Origin of the sequence: Pseudescherichia vulneris NBRC 102420, from assembly GCF_000759795.1 — a bacterium.
In the GTDB taxonomy this organism is placed as follows: Bacteria; Pseudomonadota; Gammaproteobacteria; order Enterobacterales; family Enterobacteriaceae; genus Pseudescherichia; species Pseudescherichia vulneris.
In genome coordinates this window covers 113,700-133,085 of sequence record NZ_BBMZ01000012.1, presented here as the reverse complement: position 1 = coordinate 133,085, position 19,386 = coordinate 113,700, and the positions used below count along the sequence as shown (strand labels likewise).

Genomic DNA, 19,386 nt, shown 5'->3' with positions numbered 1-19,386 from the left:
GGCGGCTAACGCCTTATCAGGCCTACAGAGTGCACACCCAGGCATTTGTGCCGTAATTAACCTTACTGCCAGTTCACCTCGCCCTGCGGCTCAAGGGTGGCGGCATCCAGCGGTGAATTCTGCTGGATGTACTGCTTCAGCACCTCGGCGTCGATAAAGCCGGTATTCACGTAGCCGGGTTTATCGTCCAGACGCGGATAGCCGTCGCCGCCGGTGGCGTTAAAGCTGAGCGTTGCCATACGGTAGGTTTTAGCGGGATCGACCGGTTCGCCGTTGATCTTCAGATCGTTAAGCTTGCCGTTCGCCATCGTGAAGCTGACGTGGCTAAACTGGGGATAGGCGCCGGAGTTAGGCTTCATCTGCGCGACGGCGGTGAGATAGTCCACCACCTCTTTCCCGGTCATGTCGATATAGACCACGACGTTGCCAAACGGCTGCACCTTCAGCACGTCTTTATAGGTGATATCTCCTGCCGCAATGCTGTCGCGGATCCCACCTCCGCTCATCACCGCAAAGCTCGCCCCGGTACGCGCCATCTGGGCGGCGAGGATCAGGTGCCCAAGATTGGTCTGTACAAAGCGCACCTTGCTGCGATCGCCCTCAAGGGGCGCGTTTACAGAGCCGATTTTCACCGCCAGCTGCGCCTTGCCTTTGTTCTGGAACGGCGTCAGCAGAGAGAGCATCTGGGCATTTTCAGGAATTTCCGGCGCAAAGAGCACGCGCTCGCTGTCACCGTTGTCGTAGACAATCTTTTTCTTCAGGTTGATAGGAATCAGCTGATAGTGCACCAGCTTCATCTCTCCGTTGCGGAACTCAAAGTCGGCACGGCCAACGTACTTACCCCACTCGTGAGCCTGCACGATCCAGATACCGTTCTGGCGGTCCGGTGCGCAGGGCGTGCCCGGCACGTAGTCCACCTGCTTTTTATTCTCCGCCGCCATGCAGACCGGGTTTTGCGAGTGACCACCCACGATCATCGCCAGCGATCCCGCAGGCAGGCTGCGTGCCATCTCGACGTCGCCCGGCGCGTTGGAGCCATGCTCGCCGTTGTCGTAGTGGCCCATATGGGTCGTGGCGATCAGGACGTCCGGGCGCTCTTTTTCATCAAGGTTATTCAGCTCCTGAATCACCAGCTTCGCCTCGTCGGCGGGCTTGCGGAACTCAATGTCGGTGAAGAACTCTGGATTGCCAATTTTGGCGGTGTCGTCGGTGGTCAGGCCAATCACGCCGATTTTCAGATCCTGACGCTTGAAGATAGCCCACGGCTTAAAGAGGCGCTCGCCGGTGCTCTTCTGGTAGATATTGGCCGACAGGAAGGGAAACTTAGCCCACTTCTCCTGCTGGCGCAGCACCTCCAGCGGATTATCAAACTCGTGGTTGCCCACCGCCATCGCGTCATAGCCAATAAGGTTCATGCCGCGAAAGTCCGGCTCGGCGTCCAGCAGATCGGACTCCGGCACGCCGGTGTTGATATCGCCGCCGGAGAGCACCAGCACGCTGCCCCCTTCGGCAGCCACCTCTTTGCGGACGCTATCCACCAGTGTCTTCTGCGCCGCCAGACCATACTCCCGGTCGTCGCTGCGCCAGAAGTGGCCGTGGTGATCGTTGGTATGCAGAATAGTAATTTTATAGGTTTTATCTTTTTCGTAGGCCTGGGCAGGCAGACTGTTCAGCCCCCACGCGGCGAGAAGTGCCAGCGCAACGCCCTGCTTTAACATATTCATTTCTCTCTCCCTGATGACATAACACACGCAAAAGTAGCGCGGGGACAGAGAATAAACAAATAGGATTTTATGTCTGCGACTTCCCTCAAAGAGTCGTCACGGGTATCTTAGGCTGCTAATAATCAGGAAGCATTAAGAACTCCTGCACTCCAATTAAAGACAAAAAGTGACATTTTATGGCAACGAACCAACCCGCCGACGCGCTTCCGGGCGCTAACGCGTCGCCAGCGCAGGGGCGCACGGCATTTGGCATTCTCGGGGCGATCAGCCTCTCGCATCTGCTTAACGATATGCTGCAATCGCTGATCCTCGCGCTCTATCCCCTGTTGCAGGCAGACTTCTCGCTGAGCTTTGTGCAGATCGGCATGATCACCCTCACCTTCCAGCTGGCCTCCTCTGTGTTCCAGCCCGTGGTGGGCTACTACACGGATAAGCATCCGATGCCGTGGTCGCTGCCCATCGGCATGTGCTTTACCCTTTGCGGCCTGGTGCTGCTGGCGATGGCGGGCAGCTTTGAGATGGTGCTGCTGGCGGCAGCGCTGGTGGGCACCGGATCCTCCGTATTCCACCCGGAGTCCTCCCGCGTGGCGCGTATGGCCTCCGGTGGCCGACATGGTCTGGCCCAGTCCATTTTCCAGGTGGGCGGCAACTTTGGTAGCGCACTCGGGCCGCTGCTGGCGGCGCTGATCATCGCTCCCTACGGCAAGGGTAACGTGGGCTGGTTTGTGCTGGCCGCGCTGCTGGCTATCGTCGTGCTGTCCCAGGTCAGCCGCTGGTACGCTGCCCAACATCGGGTCAACAAAGGACGAAAAGCGGTTATTGAGCGCAGCCCGCTGCCGCGTAACAAGGTTATCCTGGCGGTAAGCATCCTGCTGATGCTGATTTTCTCGAAATACTTCTATATGGCGAGCATCAGCAGCTATTACACGTTTTATCTAATGCAAAAATTCGGCTTATCGGTACAAAACGCCCAGTTTCACCTGTTTGCGTTTCTGCTGGCCGTAGCGGCAGGCACCGTGATTGGCGGCCCTGTTGGGGATAAGATTGGCCGTAAATACGTTATTTGGGGCTCTATCCTCGGCGTTGCCCCATTTACGCTGATTTTACCCTATGCATCCCTCTATTGGACCGGCGTTTTAACCGCGATTATTGGTTTTATCCTCGCTTCCGCCTTCTCGGCCATTCTGGTCTATGCCCAGGAGCTGCTGCCGGGCCGTATTGGCATGGTTTCTGGGCTGTTTTTCGGCTTTGCGTTTGGCATGGGCGGGCTTGGCGCAGCAGTGCTGGGGCTGGTCGCCGACCATACCAGTATTTTTGTAGTCTACAAAATCTGTGCTTTTCTACCACTTTTAGGGATGTTAACCATATTCCTACCTGATAACCGTCATAAAGCCTGATTCTACGGCGGCCAAAGGCAAACTTTGGCCGCCTGCGTTGCCCATGCCATAACACCTGCAAGTCCATCACTGCGCTAATCCCCTTCCAATCGCTTTTTTTGTGCCAGAGCGTGCTTTTCCTCAATATTCAACAATTATTCATAAACATAATGATTAAAATTGTCATAGACTGTAACTCGGGCTTCTGGTTTTTTGACCAGAAATGGATCCACTACCGCGAAAGGAGACGGAATGCATCACGCCACACCGCTTATCACCACCATTGTGGGCGGCCTTGTGCTCGCTTTTATCCTCGGCATGATTGCCAACAAACTGCGTATTTCTCCGCTGGTGGGTTATCTGTTAGCGGGCGTGCTCGCCGGTCCTTTTACACCTGGCTTCGTGGCCGATACCAAGCTGGCACCTGAGCTGGCCGAGCTGGGGGTGATCCTGCTGATGTTTGGCGTAGGCCTCCATTTTTCACTGAAGGATTTGATGGCGGTAAAGTCCATCGCCATTCCCGGCGCTATCGCACAGATTGCTGTGGCGACGCTGCTGGGTATGGCGCTCTCCGCCATGATGGACTGGCCATTAATGACCGGTATCGTCTTTGGGCTCTGTCTCTCCACCGCCAGTACCGTTGTGCTGCTGCGCGCGCTTGAGGAGCGGCAGCTTATCGACAGTCAACGCGGCCAGATCGCCATTGGCTGGCTGATCGTAGAAGATCTGGTCATGGTATTAACCCTGGTGCTGCTTCCTGCCGTGGCCGGCATGCTTGAAAAGGGTAACGTCGGGCTGGCAACGCTGTCGCTGGATATGGGCATTACGATCGGCAAGGTGATCGCCTTTATCGCCATCATGATGCTGGTCGGCCGTCGCATTGTGCCGTGGATCCTGGCCCGCAGCGCGGCCACCGGCTCCCGGGAGCTGTTTACTCTCGCGGTATTGGCTCTGGCGTTGGGCATCGCCTTTGGTGCGGTCGAGCTGTTTGACGTCTCCTTTGCCCTCGGTGCCTTCTTTGCCGGTATGGTGCTGAACGAATCCGAACTGAGCCACCGTGCCGCGCACGATACCCTGCCCCTGCGCGACGCCTTTGCGGTTCTCTTCTTTGTCTCCGTTGGGATGCTGTTCGATCCGAAAATCCTGATCGAGGAGCCGCTGGCCGTTGCCGGTACGCTGGCGATCATCATCTTTGGTAAATCTATCGCCGCCTTCTTCCTGGTGCGCATGTTTGGTCACTCGCCGCGTACCGCGCTTACCATCGCCGCCAGCCTGGCGCAGATTGGTGAGTTCGCCTTTATCCTGGCAGGTCTGGGCATGGCGCTGGATCTCCTGCCGCAGACCGGACAGAACCTGGTGCTGGCCGGGGCGATCCTCTCAATTATGCTCAACCCGATCCTCTTCACCCTGCTGGAGAAGTATCTCGACAAGACCGAAACCCTTGATGAGCAGACGCTGGAAGAGGCCACCGAAGAGGAGAAGCAGATCCCGGTGGATATCTGCAATCACGCCCTGCTGGTAGGGTTTGGTCGCGTAGGCAGCCTGCTGGGTGAGAAGCTGATGGCGCAGGGTATTCCGCTGGTGGTGATCGAAACCTCACGTACCCGGGTAGATGAGCTGCGCGAGCGCGGTATTCGTGCGGTACTGGGCAACGCGGCTAACGAAGAGATCATGAACCTGGCGCACCTCGACTGCGCCCGCTGGCTGCTGCTGACCATTCCTAACGGCTACGAGGCCGGTGAAGTGGTGGCGACCGCCCGGCAGAAGTGCCCGAACATCGAGATTATCGCCCGTGCCCACTATGACGATGAGGTGGACTACATCACCGAGCGCGGCGCGAATCAGGTAGTGATGGGCGAACGTGAGATCGCCAACACCATGCTGACGCTGATTGAGAAGCGCCCGGTGGAAGAGGCCGTCACCGGATAAACCGTCGCCCCGGCGGGTCATGCACTGCTGCTGGCATTTTGTTAACAATCAGGATATAAAGACCCTTCAAGCGGACATTTAGACATCTATACGTTTAGAAGGTGATATGCACACGCAGCAAGAGAATGGGCAGCTTAAGCGCACCATGAAAACCCGCCATTTGATTATGCTTTCATTGGGTGGCGTGATTGGCACAGGGTTATTTTTTAATACGGGATACATCATCTCGACGACAGGCGCAGCGGGAACGCTGCTGGCCTACCTGATTGGGGCGCTGGTCGTCTGGCTGGTGATGCAGTGCCTTGGCGAGCTTTCCGTGGCGATGCCGGTAACCGGTGCTTTTCATGTCTACGCGGCGCGCTATATTGGCCCAGCAACGGGATATACCGTGGCATGGCTCTACTGGCTCACCTGGACAGTTGCGTTGGGATCCAGCTTTACCGCCGCCGGGTTCTGTATGCAGTACTGGTTCCCACATATTCCCGTCTGGATATGGAGCGCCCTGTTTTGCGTAGTGATTTTTTTGCTTAACGCGATTTCAACGCGCTTTTTTGCCGAAGGTGAGTTCTGGTTTTCACTCATTAAAGTCGCAACCATTATCGTTTTCATTATCTTAGGCTGCGGGGCGATTTTCGGTTTTATCACTATGAAGGATGGCTCGCCTTCGCCGGGGCTGACCAACCTCACCAGCGGGGGCTGGTTTCCCCATGGCGGCTTGCCCATTCTGATGACGATGGTCGCGGTCAATTTTGCCTTCTCGGGTACTGAGCTTATCGGTATCGCGGCAGGCGAAACGGAAAATCCACACCATGCGATCCCGGTAGCGATCCGCGCTACCATCGCCCGACTGATCATCTTTTTTATCGGGACCGTTTTTGTCCTGGCGGCGCTTATTCCGATGCAGGTGGCAGGCGTCGAGAAGAGCCCGTTTGTACTGGTCTTTGAAAAAATTGGCCTTCCCTATGCGGCGGATATTTTTAACTTCGTCATCCTTACCGCTATTCTCTCCGCCGCGAATTCCGGACTCTATGCCTCGGGCCGCATGCTGTGGTCGCTCTCTAATGAAAAAACGTTGCCGGGGTGTTTTGCCCGCGTCAATAAGAACGGCGTGCCGCTGGTCGCGCTGACTGTCTCTATGCTGGGTGGCCTGCTGGCACTGCTGTCCAGCGTTATCGCGCCTGACACCGTATTCGTTGCCCTCAGCGCCATTTCTGGGTTTGCCGTTGTGGCCGTATGGCTCAGTATCTGCGCATCACACTTTATCTTTCGTCGTCGGCATTTACAGTCGGGCAAGCCGCTGCACGATCTAAAATACCGAGCACCCTGGTATCCGCTTGTGCCTGTGCTGGGATTCGTGCTCTGTCGGTCTGGCGTTCGATCCAGACCAGCGCATCGCGCTTTATTGTGGTCTGCCTTTTGTTGCCCTTTGCTACGGCACCTATTTTCTCACTCATAAAACCAACTCAAAGGAGGCTGACTATGCCGCAGATTAATCCCCTTACCGCGCTGCTTAAAAGCCATCCCTTTGTTGTCCTCGATGGCGCTCTGGCCACCGAGCTGGAAGCGCGCGGATGCAACCTTGCCGATAATCTCTGGTCTGCCAAAGTATTAATGGAAAACCCGCAGCTCATTCGCGACGTACATCTGGATTACTTCCGCGCGGGCGCTCAGGTAGCGATTACCGCCAGCTATCAGGCCACGCCTGCTGGCTTTGCGGCTCGCGGGCTAACCGAGTCGCAATCGAGATCGCTTATTGCGCACAGCGCGGCGCTGGCGCAGGAGGCGCGTGAAATTTACCAGGCGGAAAACGCCAGCGCGGGCCCGCTGCTTGTGGCTGGCTCTGTCGGGCCTTACGGTGCGTATCTGGCCGATGGTTCTGAGTATCGCGGTGACTACGTGCGTAGCGCCGAGGAATTTCAGGCGTTTCATCGTCCACGAATTGAAGCGTTGCTGAATGCAGGCGCAGATCTGCTGGCCTGTGAAACCTTACCCTCGTTTGCAGAGATAGAGGCACTGGCAGACCTGCTGTTGGATTACCCGCAGGCGCAGGCGTGGTTCTCATTTACCCTACGTGACGAGAGCCACCTGAGTGACGGCACGCCTCTCGCCCAGGTCGTGGACGCGCTGGCAAACTATTCGCAAATCGTTGCGCTGGGGATTAACTGTATTGCGCTGGAGAAAACGACCGCAGCATTAACCCATCTGCACAGCCTGACTGCGCTACCGCTGGTTGTCTATCCTAACTCCGGTGAAACCTACGACGCGACCACAAAAGAGTGGCATGCTCACGGCGATTCATGCGCATCCCTGGTGGGGTATTTGCCGCAGTGGTTAGAGGCTGGCGCGAGACTCATTGGCGGATGCTGTCGGACTAGCCCAAAGGATATCGCAGCGCTGAGTGAGCGCCGCTGACAGACCTCCACCCAAACTACTCGGTCTTATTCTGATAGCCACTGCCGCCTGCCATCACGTGCTGACGATGGCAGTCGACTGGCTCCAGCTTTTTCCCGTCGGATGAACACACTTCCAGCGGCTGAATGGGCTGTCCAGTGGCGTTATCCAGTAAGACAGAGTGCGCCTCACCGTCGTCAAACAGATAGCGCTCCCCCCACTGCCGCATCGCGACCACAATAGGAAAAATAGAGCGCCCCTTTTCGGTGAGAACATACTCATTGTATGCGCTGCCGTCTGAGGCCGGGCAGATCTCAAACACGCCGATATCCACCAGCTGTTTCAGGCGAGACGCGAGAATGTTTTTAGCCAGTCCCAGATTCTTTTGAAACTCGCTGAACCTGCGCACGTCGTCAAACGCTTCCCTGATAATCATCAGACACCAGCGTTCACCAATTGACTCCAACGTTCTGGCAACCGGACATTCACTGGTTCGAAGGGATTCCTGTTTTGCCATATGCTCTCTCTCAGCTTGCCTGTTAACAGACGCCAGTATAAGGGCACCCTAAATCGGTTGCAAAAAAAAACCACCAGTGCTATTTCTACGCGCATGTAGTTTTAAAAAGAAACCAGAATGCGAGAGCGAAATGGAATGTAACGCAGAGTTGAATTCTGATGCGGCGCTGGCAGCGCCTGGTGTTGATACCCCAGTGCTGAAACCCTGGATAATATTTTTATTCTCCCTGACCTGTGCACTGGCGGTGGCGAATGTCTATTCTGCTCAGCCTTTGCTTGAGTCCATCGCCCTCAGCCTACAGGTTCCTGCTGGGATGATCGGCAGCGTGGTGACCGTGACCCAGGTAGGCTATGCCGCCGGATTGATTTTCCTGGTTCCACTCGGCGATCGCGTTAAGCGAAAAACGTTGGTCGTCACGCTGCTATTACTTTCAATGCTGGCTTTGATTGTGGCGGGGTTATCACCCAATTTTGTCACCCTGCTGTGCGCGGTGCTTTTTATTGGCCTGATGGCGGTGGTGGTGCAGCTTGTGGTTGCCTGGGCCGCAATACTGGCTGCCCCCCAGCGACGCGGTAAGGTCGTGGGTACGGTGACGAGCGGCATTGTTTTGGGGATCCTACTGGCTCGCTTTATCTCTGGCAGCATCGCCGATATTGCTGGCTGGCGGGCCGTTTACCTTACCGCTGCCTTTTTAATGTTGCTCATCGCATGCATCGTGGCGAAAGGGGTGCCCGCTACGCCGCCCCAGCCGAACGCCCCCTCTTATCTCTCTCTGCTGGCGTCTGCTTTCCGCCTGTTTATGACTGAGCCGCAATTGAGAAAGGGTGGCGTTTTTGCACTGCTTATCTTTACTGCCTTCAGCATGCTGTGGACCACCATGGTCTTGCCGCTCAGCGCCCTATCACTGTCTCATACCCATATAGGCATGTTTGGTTTGGCGGGTGTTGCAGGTGCACTGGCGGCGGCGAAAGCAGGGGCATGGGCAGATCGGGGCTGGGGAAAACGCGCGACCGGGTCAGCCCTGGCATTGCTGGCACTCTCATGGCTTCCCATCGCGTATACCGAAACATCACTGGCGTGGCTCGTCGTGGGTATCATCATGCTGGACTTTGCCGTGCAAACCGTTCACGTAATAAGCCAGAGCACCCTTATCGCTGCCCGTCCAGAGGCCGCGAGTCGGTTGGTGGGTGCGTATATGTGTTTTTACTCGATAGGCAGTGCAACAGGAGCGATTGTTGCCACCCAGCTTTACGCCTGCTTTGGATGGCAGGCGGTTTGTTTAGCTGGCGCATCCGTCAGCGCCTGCGCTTTTCTCATCTGGCTGGGATTCGACAAATCATGAAACCACGTCTCGGCAGCCGTGTTCTTAAACAACATGTAAAGATTTCACTTAAAGCATAGAAAGGTGTTAAGGTAGGGGCGTCTGGTGATCGTCCAGGCCATATCCTCTAGCAGGTTTGTTGCCCTCGAATCGATGCGGGTGCACCTCATCCCCAATGAGCTGATTAAGCAGCTTTCACATGTTTCCATCTAGTCTAATGCGGCGCGCTCGATAGCGCTTGTGTGCGATGGTTCGCAAGGATTTCTCACAGCATTGGCACGACAGATATCAAATTTAAGTCGCGTTATTCGAGGATGAATAGCCCGCTAGTCAATGCAGTTAAGGCACATAATGAATAAGATAACCTCTGATAACATCAAAGGTACAACCACTTGCCAAATATTTGTTGAAGCGGCTCACGGCAGCTCAGCGATTGTTTTGCAACCCGAATATGCCAGCCCGGAAGAAGCGATCGGATCGATCTCAACAGAGTTGCTTAAGTCTGGTAAGAGCCTGACCTTTAAAGAGATCCAGCTGATGCTGATTGTCAGAATGAAGCTATCGTCGGGAGAGTTTCAGCAGGCAATTTTACGCGAGGCGTTGCTGCTGGTTACGAACAAAGCGGTATGCTGATCGTGGCCGCGCCGATCAGACCAACCTTTACCAGGCATAGTTAATTTACAATTAACTATGCCTTCTTCACGCCTGTTTTAACTACCTTATTTAGCCAGCAACTCTCTACGCACAATCTCAGCGCCTGCGCTTAACGCATTGAGCTTGCCTCTTGCGACGCGACGAGACAACGGCGTCATACCGCAGTTGGTGCAGGGATAGAGCTTGTCGGCGTCAACAAACTGAAGCGCCTTGCGCAGCGTATCGGCGACCTGCTCCGGTGTCTCAATGGTATTGGTTGCCACATCAATCGCCCCAATCATCACTTTTTTGCCGCGAATAAGCTCAATGAGCTCCATCGGCACGTGAGAGTTTTGACACTCCAGGGAGACAATATCGATGTTAGATTTTTGCAGCTTGGGGAAGATCTCTTCATATTGACGCCACTCGGAGCCCAGCGTTTTTTTCCAGTCGGTATTGGCTTTGATGCCGTAGCCATAGCAGATATGCACGGCGGTTTCGCACTGCAGCCCTTCAATGGCCCTCTCTAAAGCAGCAATGCCCCAGTCATTGACCTCATCAAAAAAGACGTTAAACGCGGGCTCATCAAACTGGATAATATCCACCCCGGCCGCTTCCAGCTCTTTGGCTTCCTGATTAAGAATTTTGGCGAACTCCCAGGCCAGCTTTTCACGGCTTTTGTAGTGGCCGTCATAGAGCGTATCGATCATTGTCATCGGCCCCGGCAAGGCCCATTTAATCGGCCGATCGGTCTGCTGACGTAAGAATTTAGCATCCTCAACGAATACCGGCTTTTGGCGACTTACCTCACCCACCACGGACGGTACGCTGGCATCATAGCGATTACGGATCTTAACGATCTCGCGTTTCTCAAAATCAACGCCGCTAAGGTGCTCGATAAACGTCGTGACAAAGTGCTGGCGGGTTTGCTCGCCGTCGCTGACGATATCAATCCCCGCCTGCTCTTGCTCTTGTAGCCCCAACCGCAGCGCATCCTGCTTGCCCTCAATCAGCTCGTCACCCTCTAATTTCCAGGGGGACCACAGGGTCTCAGGTTGTGCGAGCCAGGCCGGTTTGGGCAAGCTGCCCGCGGTAGAAGTGGGTAATAATTTTTTCATAGCAGGTGACCTTATATTTATCGTTAATCAAAGAACGGAGTGAGCAGACCATTGCTCTAGCAGGCTTTGGTAAGGTTTGATGAAGTGCTCTTCGGTAAACCGTCCCTGCTCAATCGCTAACCTGCTGCGTTCTTCTCGATCGTAAACAATTTGCGTAAGCGAATAGTCCCGGTAGTTCAGGCTGGGCTGATAGACATTTCCTGCCGCTGAGTTAGCGTTATAGATCTCCGGCCGGTAAATCTTCTGGAATGTCTCCATCGTGCTGATGGTGCTGATAAGCTCCAGATCGCTGTAGTCACGCAGCAGATCGCCTGCAAAATAGAACGCCAGCGGCGCAACACTACCCTGTGGCATAAAAAAGCGCACCTGCAGCCCCATTTTGGCAAAATAGCGATCGGTTAGGGAGGCGCTGTCCTGCTGATACTCAATGCCCAGTACGGGATGCTGATTGCCCGTCCGCTGATAGACGTTTTTACTCGATACGCTTAAGCAGATAACTGGCGCTTTGGTAAATTTCTCTTTGTAGCAATCTGATTCAACAAACCGCTTAAATATATTGCCGTGCAGGTCGCCAAAGTTATCCGGCGTGCTAAATCCCGCACCGTTTTTGTTATGCTCGGACAGCAGGACGCTAAAATCATAGTCACGAACGTAAGACGAGAAATTATTGCCTACGATCCCTTCAAAGCGCGCATCCGTTTTACGATCGACTATCGTGGTTTTCAACACTTCAATTACCGGAAAAGCATTGCGCTTGCCTGCAACCGCAATATTCATTTCGACAGAGATGATGTCCAGCTCAACGGCGTAGCGATCGCTTGTGGGATTGTCCCAATGTGCCAGGGCGTTGAATCGATTGTCGATCATCGTTAAGGCATTGCGCAAATTATCCTGGCGTTTCTCACCTCTCGCTAAATTAGCAAAGTTAGTAGTGATACGCGTGCTCTCCGAGGGATTATAATTCTCGTCGAAGCGAAGGCTCTTCACGTTAAATGTAATCGCATTATTCATCGTAGTCTGTATGATCTATTGTTAATAACATGATCACTTTATGCCTGAGTCACTGCGGGAGTAAAAGTGATTTAATTTCATTCAACATGAAGAACTTTCACGATCGCCATGCGAGCCTGCGCATTTTTCATCAGGCAAGCTTGATGAGCACCACGCCTGCGGTTAGCAAGACTACACCCAGCCAGCCAGTTCGGTTCAGCCGTTGACCGAACAGTACCCAACCTGCTGCCACGGTAGCGACCAGGCCAAAACTGCCCCATAGCGCATAAGCGACGGAGAGATCGATACCCTTTACCGCCTGCGATAGGGCACTAAACGCGGCCAGCACGGCAACAAGAGACACTACACCGTGCAGAGGCCGACGAAAGCCATTGGAGTATTTAAGGGCGATGTTGGCAACGATCTCTAAACCAATCGCCAACGCCAGCCAGGCAATATGCACCATATTAAACGTAGTCATGCTGCTGCTCCTTGCGTGCCAGCGTGCCGGATTTGATCAGCGCAACGCCTGTTACCAGAGTGAGTAAGCCTACGACTTTCATCGCCGATAAGGTTTCATCGAACAGCATCACGCTAAACAGCGTAATTAATAAAATACCCAGGCCCTCCCAGATGGCATAGGCGACACCCAGGGCAATGCGTTTTACGGCAAACGACAGGAAAATATACGACAGGGCGATCATCACCAGCATAAAAATAAATCCTGCCTTGTCATCGTTGACGCTGGCCCATTTCATCGACAGCGTGCCGATTATTTCAGCCACAATGGCCAAGGCTAATAAAATCCAATAGCGCATGATTTCTCTCCTTAATGAGAAACAGATATCCGCCACGCAAAAATAAGCGTGTTAGCAGAGTAAGATTAAATTTTGAGTAAAAGGAGAGAGCGGAACTATAGCGCAGAGCGCCAGTGCTGGTCGCAGATCGAACAGTGGGATTCGGTGTGAAGGCAGGAGCGAATAATCATTATGGGTGCGAACATCTTGTTCATAATTTTACAACTTATCCACGTTGTTGCTTTTCCTCAGTGTGGATGAAAAATTGTCCTCGGTAGTTAAACACGGCCTTACTCTGGCATAATCCCACTCTGTTTATCGGGATTTTTTCATTTCTTTACGCAGCCACTCAATAAGACCCGTGCCTTTAACAGAGAAATTCAAGCCCGCCGCTGGCGGGCTCGCTATTAACGCTCCCAGTAGGACTCTTCCAGGCTATCCTCCCGCTCCGGCAGGCCTCGCGTCAGACGCGGCGAATGCTGGTTCAGTACCTGGTAGCTAACGCGGTTAGCATACTTACATACCTGAGCCAGCGATGAGTAGGTCAGCCAGGTGTAGTTATGCTTACTGGAGTTGGGCACGTTGCTGCGGTGGAAATTATTGGCAGTGATATCGTGCAGCAGCGCGGCCAGTGCGCCATCGCCCGCGCCGTTGGTGTTCATGATCTTCTCCGGCCCGCCCATGTACGGGGCAATATGGGAGAAGATACGCAGCGGCTGTTCACAGTCCTGGTGACGCATCGCCCGGCTAAACTCGTACTGGTTAAACTCGGCGATGGCTCCCGGCAACAGCGGATGCTGGGTTTTACGCTTCGCCGACTCCTCGGTAAAGCCTGCCATGTACAGCCCGACCGGACCGGCGGTGCAGAGCACCAGGTCAACCCAGTCCAGCGCCTTATCGCAGGCCAGCAGCGGGTCGCTCAGCCCGGTCAGCGCCTCGGCCTCCTCCTCGTTCATCGCGAGGATCGAGACGTTTTCCTTGAGGAAGTCGCGCCACCACTCGGGGTTATCGGCAATCACGTACTTGGTGCCAAGGGTCAGCACCACCGGTACGTTGTGCTTTTTGGCGTACTCCACCGCCTTCATGGTCGCCTCACGCATCGGCTCGCCTGGCTTGCAGCGCACCAGATAAGAGGAGAGCACCAGCGCGGAGGCGCCGGCAATCACCGACTCGGGAATACTCTCCGGGCGTAGCTGGTTCATATAGCCAGGGCTAATAGCAAAGGTGCGCTCCCCCGCCTCACCCACCAGCGTAAAGCAGCGGCCAATCGGCCCGTCAACGCCCTGCAGATAGTTAAGGTCGGTACGGCTGGAGGTATTACAGAGGTAGCGGTAGGCGTAGCCGCCGATTTCGACGTTGCTGCACATTACGCCCAGCAGCACCGAGCGGTCATCCGCCAGCACGGAGTAGTTGTGCATGGTGTTGCCGATAGTGCCGCCAGCAAACTGGTGGGTGATGAGGTTGTCGCGAACCAACTCTTTGTAGAGCGCATCGGCGGCCTCGTCGCTGATGATCAGCGAGTGCCCGACGCTGAGGGCATAGCGCTCGATAAACGCATCGTCCACTTTGGCTTCAATATCCACCAGCGTCTGATCGATACCGACCACCCATGAGGCATTGGCATCGCTCTCCGGTTGGCTCTGTTGCAGAAGCGGATCGCGGGCGTTAACAGGAAAATAGTGTTTGGATTTGCGTTTACCGGGAAATTTCATGCACGTTTGCTACGAATGACCAATTGGGCCGGGAATGGTAGCACACTCCCGGCACCGCGCGCGATTAGCGGTAAGGAGCCGTCAGGTCCAGCATCATGTCGATATGATCGGCAGAATCATTAAGCGCAGGAATATATTCATATTTCTCCCCGCCCGCTTCGAGGAAAAATTCCCGGTTCTGCACCGCAATCTCCTCCAGCGTCTCCAGACAGTCAGAGGAGAAGCCCGGACAGATGACCTGAATATGCTTCACCCCTTTCTCGCCGAGCATCTTCAGCGTTTCGTCGGTATAGGGGGTCAGCCACGGCTCGCGGCCAAAGCGCGACTGGAAGGTCATCATCACCTTCTCCGGCGGCACGCCGAGGGCCGAAACCAGCTCGCGGGTGGTATCGCGGCAGCGCTGGGGATAGACGTCGCCCTCTTCCGCATAGCGCTGGGGAATGCCGTGATAGGAGAGCAGGAGCAGATCCGGCTCGCCGTGGCGGGCAAAGGAGGCACGCACGCTGTTAGCCAGCGCGTCAATGTACGACCGGTTGTCGGCATAGTCGCGGATCAATGAGATACCAGGAATGCTGCGCTTACGTTGCAGAATACGCCCCAACTCGTCCCAGACCGCGGCCACGGTTGAGCAGGAGTACTGCGGATAGAGCGGCAGAACCACAATGTGCTCTACGTCCTGAGAGATCAGCTCATCTACCGCGCTCTCCAGCGAGGGTGAGCCGTAGCTCATCCCCAGCGCCACCGGCACGTCAGCCAGTCGGGCAGCCAACGCCCGCTGCTGGCGACGGCTGTAGACCATCAGCGGCGAGCCCTCCTCCATCCACACGGATTGATAGAGCTTCGCCACGCGCGGAGAACGAATCGGCAGGATCACGCCGCGCAGCAGCGGCCACCACAGCAGGCGCGGCGTATCCACTACGCGTCGATCGCTTAAAAACTGGCGAAGATAGCGTTTGACCGCTGCGGGGGTGGGAGCATCGGGTGTGCCCAGATTCGCCAGCAGGATGCCGGTTTTCGCGTGACTCATTCGCGCCTCGTATTCATTTAAGCCTAAGAAAGTTAACTGAGAGAATTGTAACTGAAACGGGCGTAAACGAAACCCATTGCTGCGAAAGGGAAAAGCTTGGGGAGAGATGGGGAAGAACATCCCCGGCGCAGGCACCGGGGAAAGCAGGCTTAACCGAGGGCTCTTAGCCGAGAGACCTTAACCAAGAATGGTTTCCAGCTCGGCGCGAACGGCGCTAACGGCTTGGGTGCCATCAACCTTCGCGTACTTGGTATGGCCAGCTTCGGCTTCTTTCTGGTAGTAGCCGATCAGCGGCGCGGTCAGCTGATGGTACTCCACCAGGCGCTTACGCACGGTCTCTTCCTGATCGTCTTTACGGGTGCTCAGCTCTTCGCCGGTCACGTCGTCTTTACCTTCCACCTTCGGCGGATTGTATTTGATGTGGTAGACGCGGCCAGAGGCAGCGTGAACGCGACGGCCTACGATACGATCGACGATCAGATCGTCCGGCACATCGAACTCCAGCACGTAATCAACGTTGATACCGGCTTCCTTCATTGCGTCAGCCTGAGGAATAGTGCGCGGGAAACCGTCCAGCAGGAAGCCGTTACGGCAATCTTCCTGGGCGATACGCTCTTTTACCAGCGCGATAACCAGCTCGTCAGTCACCAGCTTGCCAGCATCCATGATGTCTTTAGCCTGTTTGCCCAGCTCGCTGCCGGATTTAACCGCGGCGCGAAGCATGTCACCGGTGGAGATCTGCGGAATACCGTATTTCTCCATGATGAACTGAGCCTGAGTGCCTTTACCTGCGCCCGGAGCGCCGAGCAAAATGATACGCATTGCGTAATTCCTCTACGTTTTGAATTTTTATACCCAGATAATTGATGACAGGTATACAACGTTGTTTGAAGCGAAAACCATACCACTAAAGTCAGTATCACCACAAGGAAGCGAGGCTTATGCAGGCGGGTTCGGCGGGAAGTTGAGCAGCTGAATCGTTCCCCCTTGCCAGGGGCAAGAGGGAACGGTGTATAGAGCGATTAAGAAACCAGCAGCTGGTTCATGCGGCGGATAAACTGGTTCGGATCTTCCAGCGTGCCGCGCTCGGCAAACAGGGCCTGATCCAGCAGCAGTTCAATCCATGCCTTGAACTGGGCTTCGTCCTGAATATCGGCGGTGCGCTTCACCAGAACGTGGTCCGGGTTAAGTTCGAAGATGTACTTCACATCCGGCACGGCCTGGCCCGCAGCGGCAAACAGCTTCGCCATCTGGGTGCTCATCTCGTCGTTGTCGGTCGTGACGATCGCCGGCGTATCGGTCAGGCGATGAGTAAAGCGTACCTCTTTCACGCGGTCACCCAGCAGGGTTTTCACACGCTCAACGAACGGCTCCAGGGCTTTCTCGGCCTCTTTCGCGCTTTCGTCTACCTCGTCGTTCAGCTTATCCAGCGACTCATCGGCTTTTGCCACCGACTGGAAGGACTTGCCGTCGAACTCGGTGAGGTAGCTCATCATCCACTCGTCGATGCGATCGGAGAGCAGCAGCACTTCGATGCCTTTCTTACGCAGCAGCTCCAGGTGCGGGCTGCTCTTCGCAGCGGCGTAGCTGTCAGCAGTGATATAGTAGATCTTCTCCTGGCCCTCTTTCATGCGGGAGACGTAGTCCGCCAGCGCCACCGTCTGCTCGGCAGAGTCGGTATGGGTAGAGGCAAAGCGCAGCAGTTTGGCAATCGCCTCCTGGTTTGCGCTATCTTCCGCTGGCCCCTCTTTCAACACCAGGCCGAACTGTTTCCAGAAGCCCTGATATTTCTCGGCATCATCTTTTGCCAGCTTCTCAAGCATCTGCAGCGCACGTTTGGTCAGGGCGCTACGCAGGTTGCGAGTAACGGAGCTGTCCTGCAGAATTTCACGGGAGACGTTCAGCGGCAGATCGTTGGAGTCAATCAGGCCACGCACAAAGCGCAGGTAGTTCGGCATGAACTGCTCGGCCTCGTCCATGATGAAGACGCGCTGTACGTAGAGCTTCAGGCCGTGCTTGTGATCGCGGTTCCACATATCCCACGGTGCCTGGGCCGGAATATAGAGCAGGCTGGTGTACTCCTGCTTGCCCTCTACGCGGTTGTGGCTCCAGGCCAGCGGATCGGTAAAGTCGTGGGCAATATGCTTGTAGAACTCTTTGTATTCGTCGTCGCTGATGTCGGACTTGCTGCGCGTCCAGAGCGCCTGGGCCTTGTTGATCTTCTCCCAGCTGATGACGGTTTCGCCATCCTGCTCGTCGTGCTTCTCGATCTCTACCGGCAGCGCGATATGGTCGGAGTATTTGCTGATGATCGAGCGTACGCGCCAGTCGTTGAGGAAGTCATCTTCGCCTTCACGCAGGTGCAGGGTAATTTCGGTCCCGCGATCCTCTTTGGTGATATCGGCAACGGTGTAGTCGCCCTCGCCTGCGGACTCCCAGAACACGCCGTTCTCTGCGCTGTCGCCCGCCGCACGGGTGCGCACGGTGACTTTATCGGCAACGATAAACGCCGAGTAGAAGCCCACGCCGAACTGGCCGATCAGCTGGCTATCTTTTGCCTGGTCGGAGCCCATCGACTGGAGAAATGCTTTGGTGCCGGACTTAGCAATCGTACCCAGATGGTCAATCACTTCGTCGCGGTTCATACCAATACCGTTGTCGGCAATGGTCAGAGTACGCTTCTCTTTATCAAAGGAGACGCGCACGCGTAGCTCACCGTCACCCTCGTACAACTCGGGTTTTGACAACGCACGGAAACGCAGCTTGTCTGCCGCATCCGAGGCGTTAGAGATAAGCTCACGCAGGAAGATCTCTTTGTTGGAGTAGAGAGAATGGATCATCAGATGCAGAAGCTGTTTTACTTCTGACTGGAAGCCGCGTGTTTCTTGTCCTTTCATCGAAAAAATACCTCAACAATGCCATTTGGTGTTGAGGGGAAAATGGGGATAAGACAACAGGATTTCAAGCGGGGGCAGAAAAATGCCCCCGTTTTTTTTACGAAATGCGGATCTTATGGCGTCCCGCCAGCGAGTGGGAGAGCGTGGTACCGTCGACCATCTCCAGCTCGCCGCCTACCGGCACACCGTGGGCGATGCGGCTGGCGTCAACGCCATACTGCCCGCACAGCTCGGCGATGTAGTTGGCGGTCGCCTCCCCTTCCACCGTGGGATTGGTGGCGAGGATCACCTCTTTCAGTTGCTCACGCTCCAGGCGCTGCTCCAGCCGATCGAGGCCGATATCGTTCGGGCCGATGCCGTCGAGCGGCGACAGGTGCCCCATCAGCACGAAGTAGCGGCCAGAGAACTGCCCGGTCTGCTCAATGGCGTAGATGTCCGCCGGACTCTCTACCACGCAAATCTGACCGTTCTCCTGGCGACGCGGGTTCGAGCAGATGTTACACACCTCCTGCTCGGTGAAGGTACGGCAGTCGGCGCAGTGACCAATCTCCGACATTGCCCGCGTCAGGGCCTGGGCAAGGCGCATCCCGCCGCTGCGATCGCGCTGCAGAAGCGTAAAGGCCATGCGCTGTGCCGATTTCGGGCCAACGCCCGGCAGGCAGCGCAGGGCTTCCATAAGCTGCGTCAGCAGCGGACTGGTCTGCATTAGAACGGCCCCTTACAAAATTTAAAATTAAACATATCAACCACTTAAATTAAGATAATTCAAAGACATGAATTAGATGTTTAAAGGATAATGCTTTTTTTCATACTCTTCTATGAGCAGACATATAGCCTCAAAAAAATCGCCTTCAGGTGCGTTTATGGAAGGTTCCTGATCAAACATCGGGGCAACAACACTTAAAGCTGCCTCATAATCCTGCTCGGTTTCGATTAATTTAATTTGCATAATGC

16 protein-coding genes and 2 pseudogenes are annotated in these 19,386 nt (G+C 55.2%); 6 read left to right on the top strand and 12 right to left on the bottom strand.

Annotation, left to right across the window (positions count from 1 at the left end; translation table 11 throughout):
* Nucleotides 1–62 precede the first annotated feature (62 nt).
* Nucleotides 63–1,724: a bifunctional UDP-sugar hydrolase/5'-nucleotidase UshA gene (gene ushA, locus EV102420_RS11170; protein WP_042391685.1), complete on the bottom strand. Its 1,662-nt coding sequence runs from the start codon at nt 1,722–1,724 to the stop codon at nt 63–65.
* A gap of 176 nt (nt 1,725–1,900) precedes the next feature.
* Between ushA and EV102420_RS11165 the strand changes: the two genes are divergently transcribed.
* From EV102420_RS11165 to mmuM, 4 genes and pseudogenes are all read left to right on the top strand, one after another.
* On the top strand, nt 1,901–3,121 hold the full coding sequence (locus EV102420_RS11165; protein ID WP_042391683.1) for an MFS transporter: 1,221 nt from the start codon (nt 1,901–1,903) through the stop codon (nt 3,119–3,121).
* Nucleotides 3,122–3,352: 231 nt separating this feature from the next.
* Nucleotides 3,353–5,029 carry a YbaL family putative K(+) efflux transporter gene (gene ybaL / locus EV102420_RS11160; protein ID WP_042391681.1) on the top strand — a complete coding sequence of 559 codons (1,677 nt, stop codon included), beginning with the start codon at nt 3,353–3,355 and terminating at the stop codon, nt 5,027–5,029.
* A 106-nt stretch (nt 5,030–5,135) separates the two neighbouring features.
* Nucleotides 5,136–6,522: pseudogene (gene mmuP / locus EV102420_RS11155) on the top strand (S-methylmethionine permease).
* On the top strand, nt 6,509–7,441 hold the full coding sequence (gene mmuM, locus EV102420_RS11150) for a homocysteine S-methyltransferase (protein WP_042391679.1): 933 nt from the start codon (nt 6,509–6,511) through the stop codon (nt 7,439–7,441). Before mmuP ends, mmuM begins: the two are co-directional and overlap by 14 nt.
* 16 nt (nt 7,442–7,457) lie before the next feature.
* Here the strand turns inward: mmuM and EV102420_RS11145 are convergent, their stop codons facing one another.
* The gene (locus EV102420_RS11145) at nt 7,458–7,937 is read right to left on the bottom strand and encodes a winged helix-turn-helix transcriptional regulator (protein WP_042391677.1); all 480 of its coding nucleotides are present in this window, start codon (nt 7,935–7,937) and stop codon (nt 7,458–7,460) included.
* Between the two features lie 130 nt (nt 7,938–8,067).
* Between EV102420_RS11145 and EV102420_RS11140 the strand changes: the two genes are divergently transcribed.
* The gene (locus tag EV102420_RS11140) at nt 8,068–9,279 is read left to right on the top strand and encodes an MFS transporter (protein ID WP_077776527.1); all 1,212 of its coding nucleotides are present in this window, start codon (nt 8,068–8,070) and stop codon (nt 9,277–9,279) included.
* A gap of 330 nt (nt 9,280–9,609) precedes the next feature.
* The gene (locus tag EV102420_RS11135; protein WP_042391676.1) at nt 9,610–9,891 is read left to right on the top strand and encodes a biofilm development regulator YmgB/AriR family protein; all 282 of its coding nucleotides are present in this window, start codon (nt 9,610–9,612) and stop codon (nt 9,889–9,891) included.
* A gap of 86 nt (nt 9,892–9,977) precedes the next feature.
* On the opposite strand, the gene EV102420_RS11130 is transcribed toward EV102420_RS11135, so the two are convergent.
* From EV102420_RS11130 to EV102420_RS22500, 10 genes and pseudogenes are all read right to left on the bottom strand, one after another.
* On the bottom strand, nt 9,978–11,009 hold the full coding sequence (locus tag EV102420_RS11130; RefSeq protein WP_042391674.1) for a methionine synthase: 1,032 nt from the start codon (nt 11,007–11,009) through the stop codon (nt 9,978–9,980).
* Nucleotides 11,010–11,036: 27 nt separating this feature from the next.
* Nucleotides 11,037–12,020 carry a DUF1852 domain-containing protein gene (locus tag EV102420_RS11125; RefSeq protein ID WP_042391671.1) on the bottom strand — a complete coding sequence of 328 codons (984 nt, stop codon included), beginning with the start codon at nt 12,018–12,020 and terminating at the stop codon, nt 11,037–11,039.
* 130 nt (nt 12,021–12,150) lie between these two features.
* Nucleotides 12,151–12,480, bottom strand: a complete 330-nt coding sequence (gene mdtI / locus EV102420_RS11120; RefSeq protein ID WP_042391668.1) for a multidrug/spermidine efflux SMR transporter subunit MdtI — start codon at nt 12,478–12,480, stop codon at nt 12,151–12,153.
* Entirely contained in the window at nt 12,467–12,817 is a 351-nt protein-coding gene (gene mdtJ / locus EV102420_RS11115) for a multidrug/spermidine efflux SMR transporter subunit MdtJ (protein WP_042391666.1), read from the bottom strand. Before mdtJ ends, mdtI begins: the two co-directional genes overlap by 14 nt.
* A 386-nt stretch (nt 12,818–13,203) precedes the next feature.
* The gene (locus EV102420_RS11110) at nt 13,204–14,508 is read right to left on the bottom strand and encodes an inosine/guanosine kinase (RefSeq protein ID WP_042391664.1); all 1,305 of its coding nucleotides are present in this window, start codon (nt 14,506–14,508) and stop codon (nt 13,204–13,206) included.
* A gap of 64 nt (nt 14,509–14,572) precedes the next feature.
* Nucleotides 14,573–15,535 (bottom strand): ferrochelatase, encoded by a 963-nt coding sequence (gene hemH / locus EV102420_RS11105; RefSeq protein ID WP_042391663.1) that lies wholly within the window; start codon nt 15,533–15,535, stop codon nt 14,573–14,575.
* Between the two features lie 177 nt (nt 15,536–15,712).
* A complete protein-coding gene (gene adk, locus EV102420_RS11100) occupies nt 15,713–16,357 on the bottom strand; it encodes an adenylate kinase (protein WP_042391662.1) in 645 nt (214 codons plus the stop codon).
* Nucleotides 16,358–16,557: 200 nt separating this feature from the next.
* Entirely contained in the window at nt 16,558–18,432 is a 1,875-nt protein-coding gene (gene htpG / locus EV102420_RS11095; protein WP_042391661.1) for a molecular chaperone HtpG, read from the bottom strand.
* Between the two features lie 97 nt (nt 18,433–18,529).
* A complete protein-coding gene (gene recR / locus EV102420_RS11090; protein ID WP_042391660.1) occupies nt 18,530–19,138 on the bottom strand; it encodes a recombination mediator RecR in 609 nt (202 codons plus the stop codon).
* Between the two features lie 81 nt (nt 19,139–19,219).
* A pseudogene (locus EV102420_RS22500) lies at nt 19,220–19,381 on the bottom strand (transcriptional regulator); the annotation flags it as partial.
* Nucleotides 19,382–19,386 lie beyond the last annotated feature (5 nt).

What these genes read in the sequence shown, in the direction of transcription:
- ushA (WP_042391685.1), bottom strand. Translation starts at nt 1,724, where the DNA reads ATGAATATGTTAAAGCAGGGCGTTGCGCTGGCACTTCTCGCCGCGTGG.
- EV102420_RS11165 (WP_042391683.1), top strand. Translation starts at nt 1,901, where the DNA reads ATGGCAACGAACCAACCCGCCGACGCGCTTCCGGGCGCTAACGCGTCG.
- ybaL (WP_042391681.1), top strand. Translation starts at nt 3,353, where the DNA reads ATGCATCACGCCACACCGCTTATCACCACCATTGTGGGCGGCCTTGTG.
- mmuM (WP_042391679.1), top strand. Translation starts at nt 6,509, where the DNA reads ATGCCGCAGATTAATCCCCTTACCGCGCTGCTTAAAAGCCATCCCTTT.
- EV102420_RS11145 (WP_042391677.1), bottom strand. Translation starts at nt 7,937, where the DNA reads ATGGCAAAACAGGAATCCCTTCGAACCAGTGAATGTCCGGTTGCCAGA.
- EV102420_RS11140 (WP_077776527.1), top strand. Translation starts at nt 8,068, where the DNA reads ATGGAATGTAACGCAGAGTTGAATTCTGATGCGGCGCTGGCAGCGCCT.
- EV102420_RS11135 (WP_042391676.1), top strand. Translation starts at nt 9,610, where the DNA reads ATGAATAAGATAACCTCTGATAACATCAAAGGTACAACCACTTGCCAA.
- EV102420_RS11130 (WP_042391674.1), bottom strand. Translation starts at nt 11,009, where the DNA reads ATGAAAAAATTATTACCCACTTCTACCGCGGGCAGCTTGCCCAAACCG.
- EV102420_RS11125 (WP_042391671.1), bottom strand. Translation starts at nt 12,020, where the DNA reads ATGAATAATGCGATTACATTTAACGTGAAGAGCCTTCGCTTCGACGAG.
- mdtI (WP_042391668.1), bottom strand. Translation starts at nt 12,480, where the DNA reads ATGACTACGTTTAATATGGTGCATATTGCCTGGCTGGCGTTGGCGATT.
- mdtJ (WP_042391666.1), bottom strand. Translation starts at nt 12,817, where the DNA reads ATGCGCTATTGGATTTTATTAGCCTTGGCCATTGTGGCTGAAATAATC.
- EV102420_RS11110 (WP_042391664.1), bottom strand. Translation starts at nt 14,508, where the DNA reads ATGAAATTTCCCGGTAAACGCAAATCCAAACACTATTTTCCTGTTAAC.
- hemH (WP_042391663.1), bottom strand. Translation starts at nt 15,535, where the DNA reads ATGAGTCACGCGAAAACCGGCATCCTGCTGGCGAATCTGGGCACACCC.
- adk (WP_042391662.1), bottom strand. Translation starts at nt 16,357, where the DNA reads ATGCGTATCATTTTGCTCGGCGCTCCGGGCGCAGGTAAAGGCACTCAG.
- htpG (WP_042391661.1), bottom strand. Translation starts at nt 18,432, where the DNA reads ATGAAAGGACAAGAAACACGCGGCTTCCAGTCAGAAGTAAAACAGCTT.
- recR (WP_042391660.1), bottom strand. Translation starts at nt 19,138, where the DNA reads ATGCAGACCAGTCCGCTGCTGACGCAGCTTATGGAAGCCCTGCGCTGC.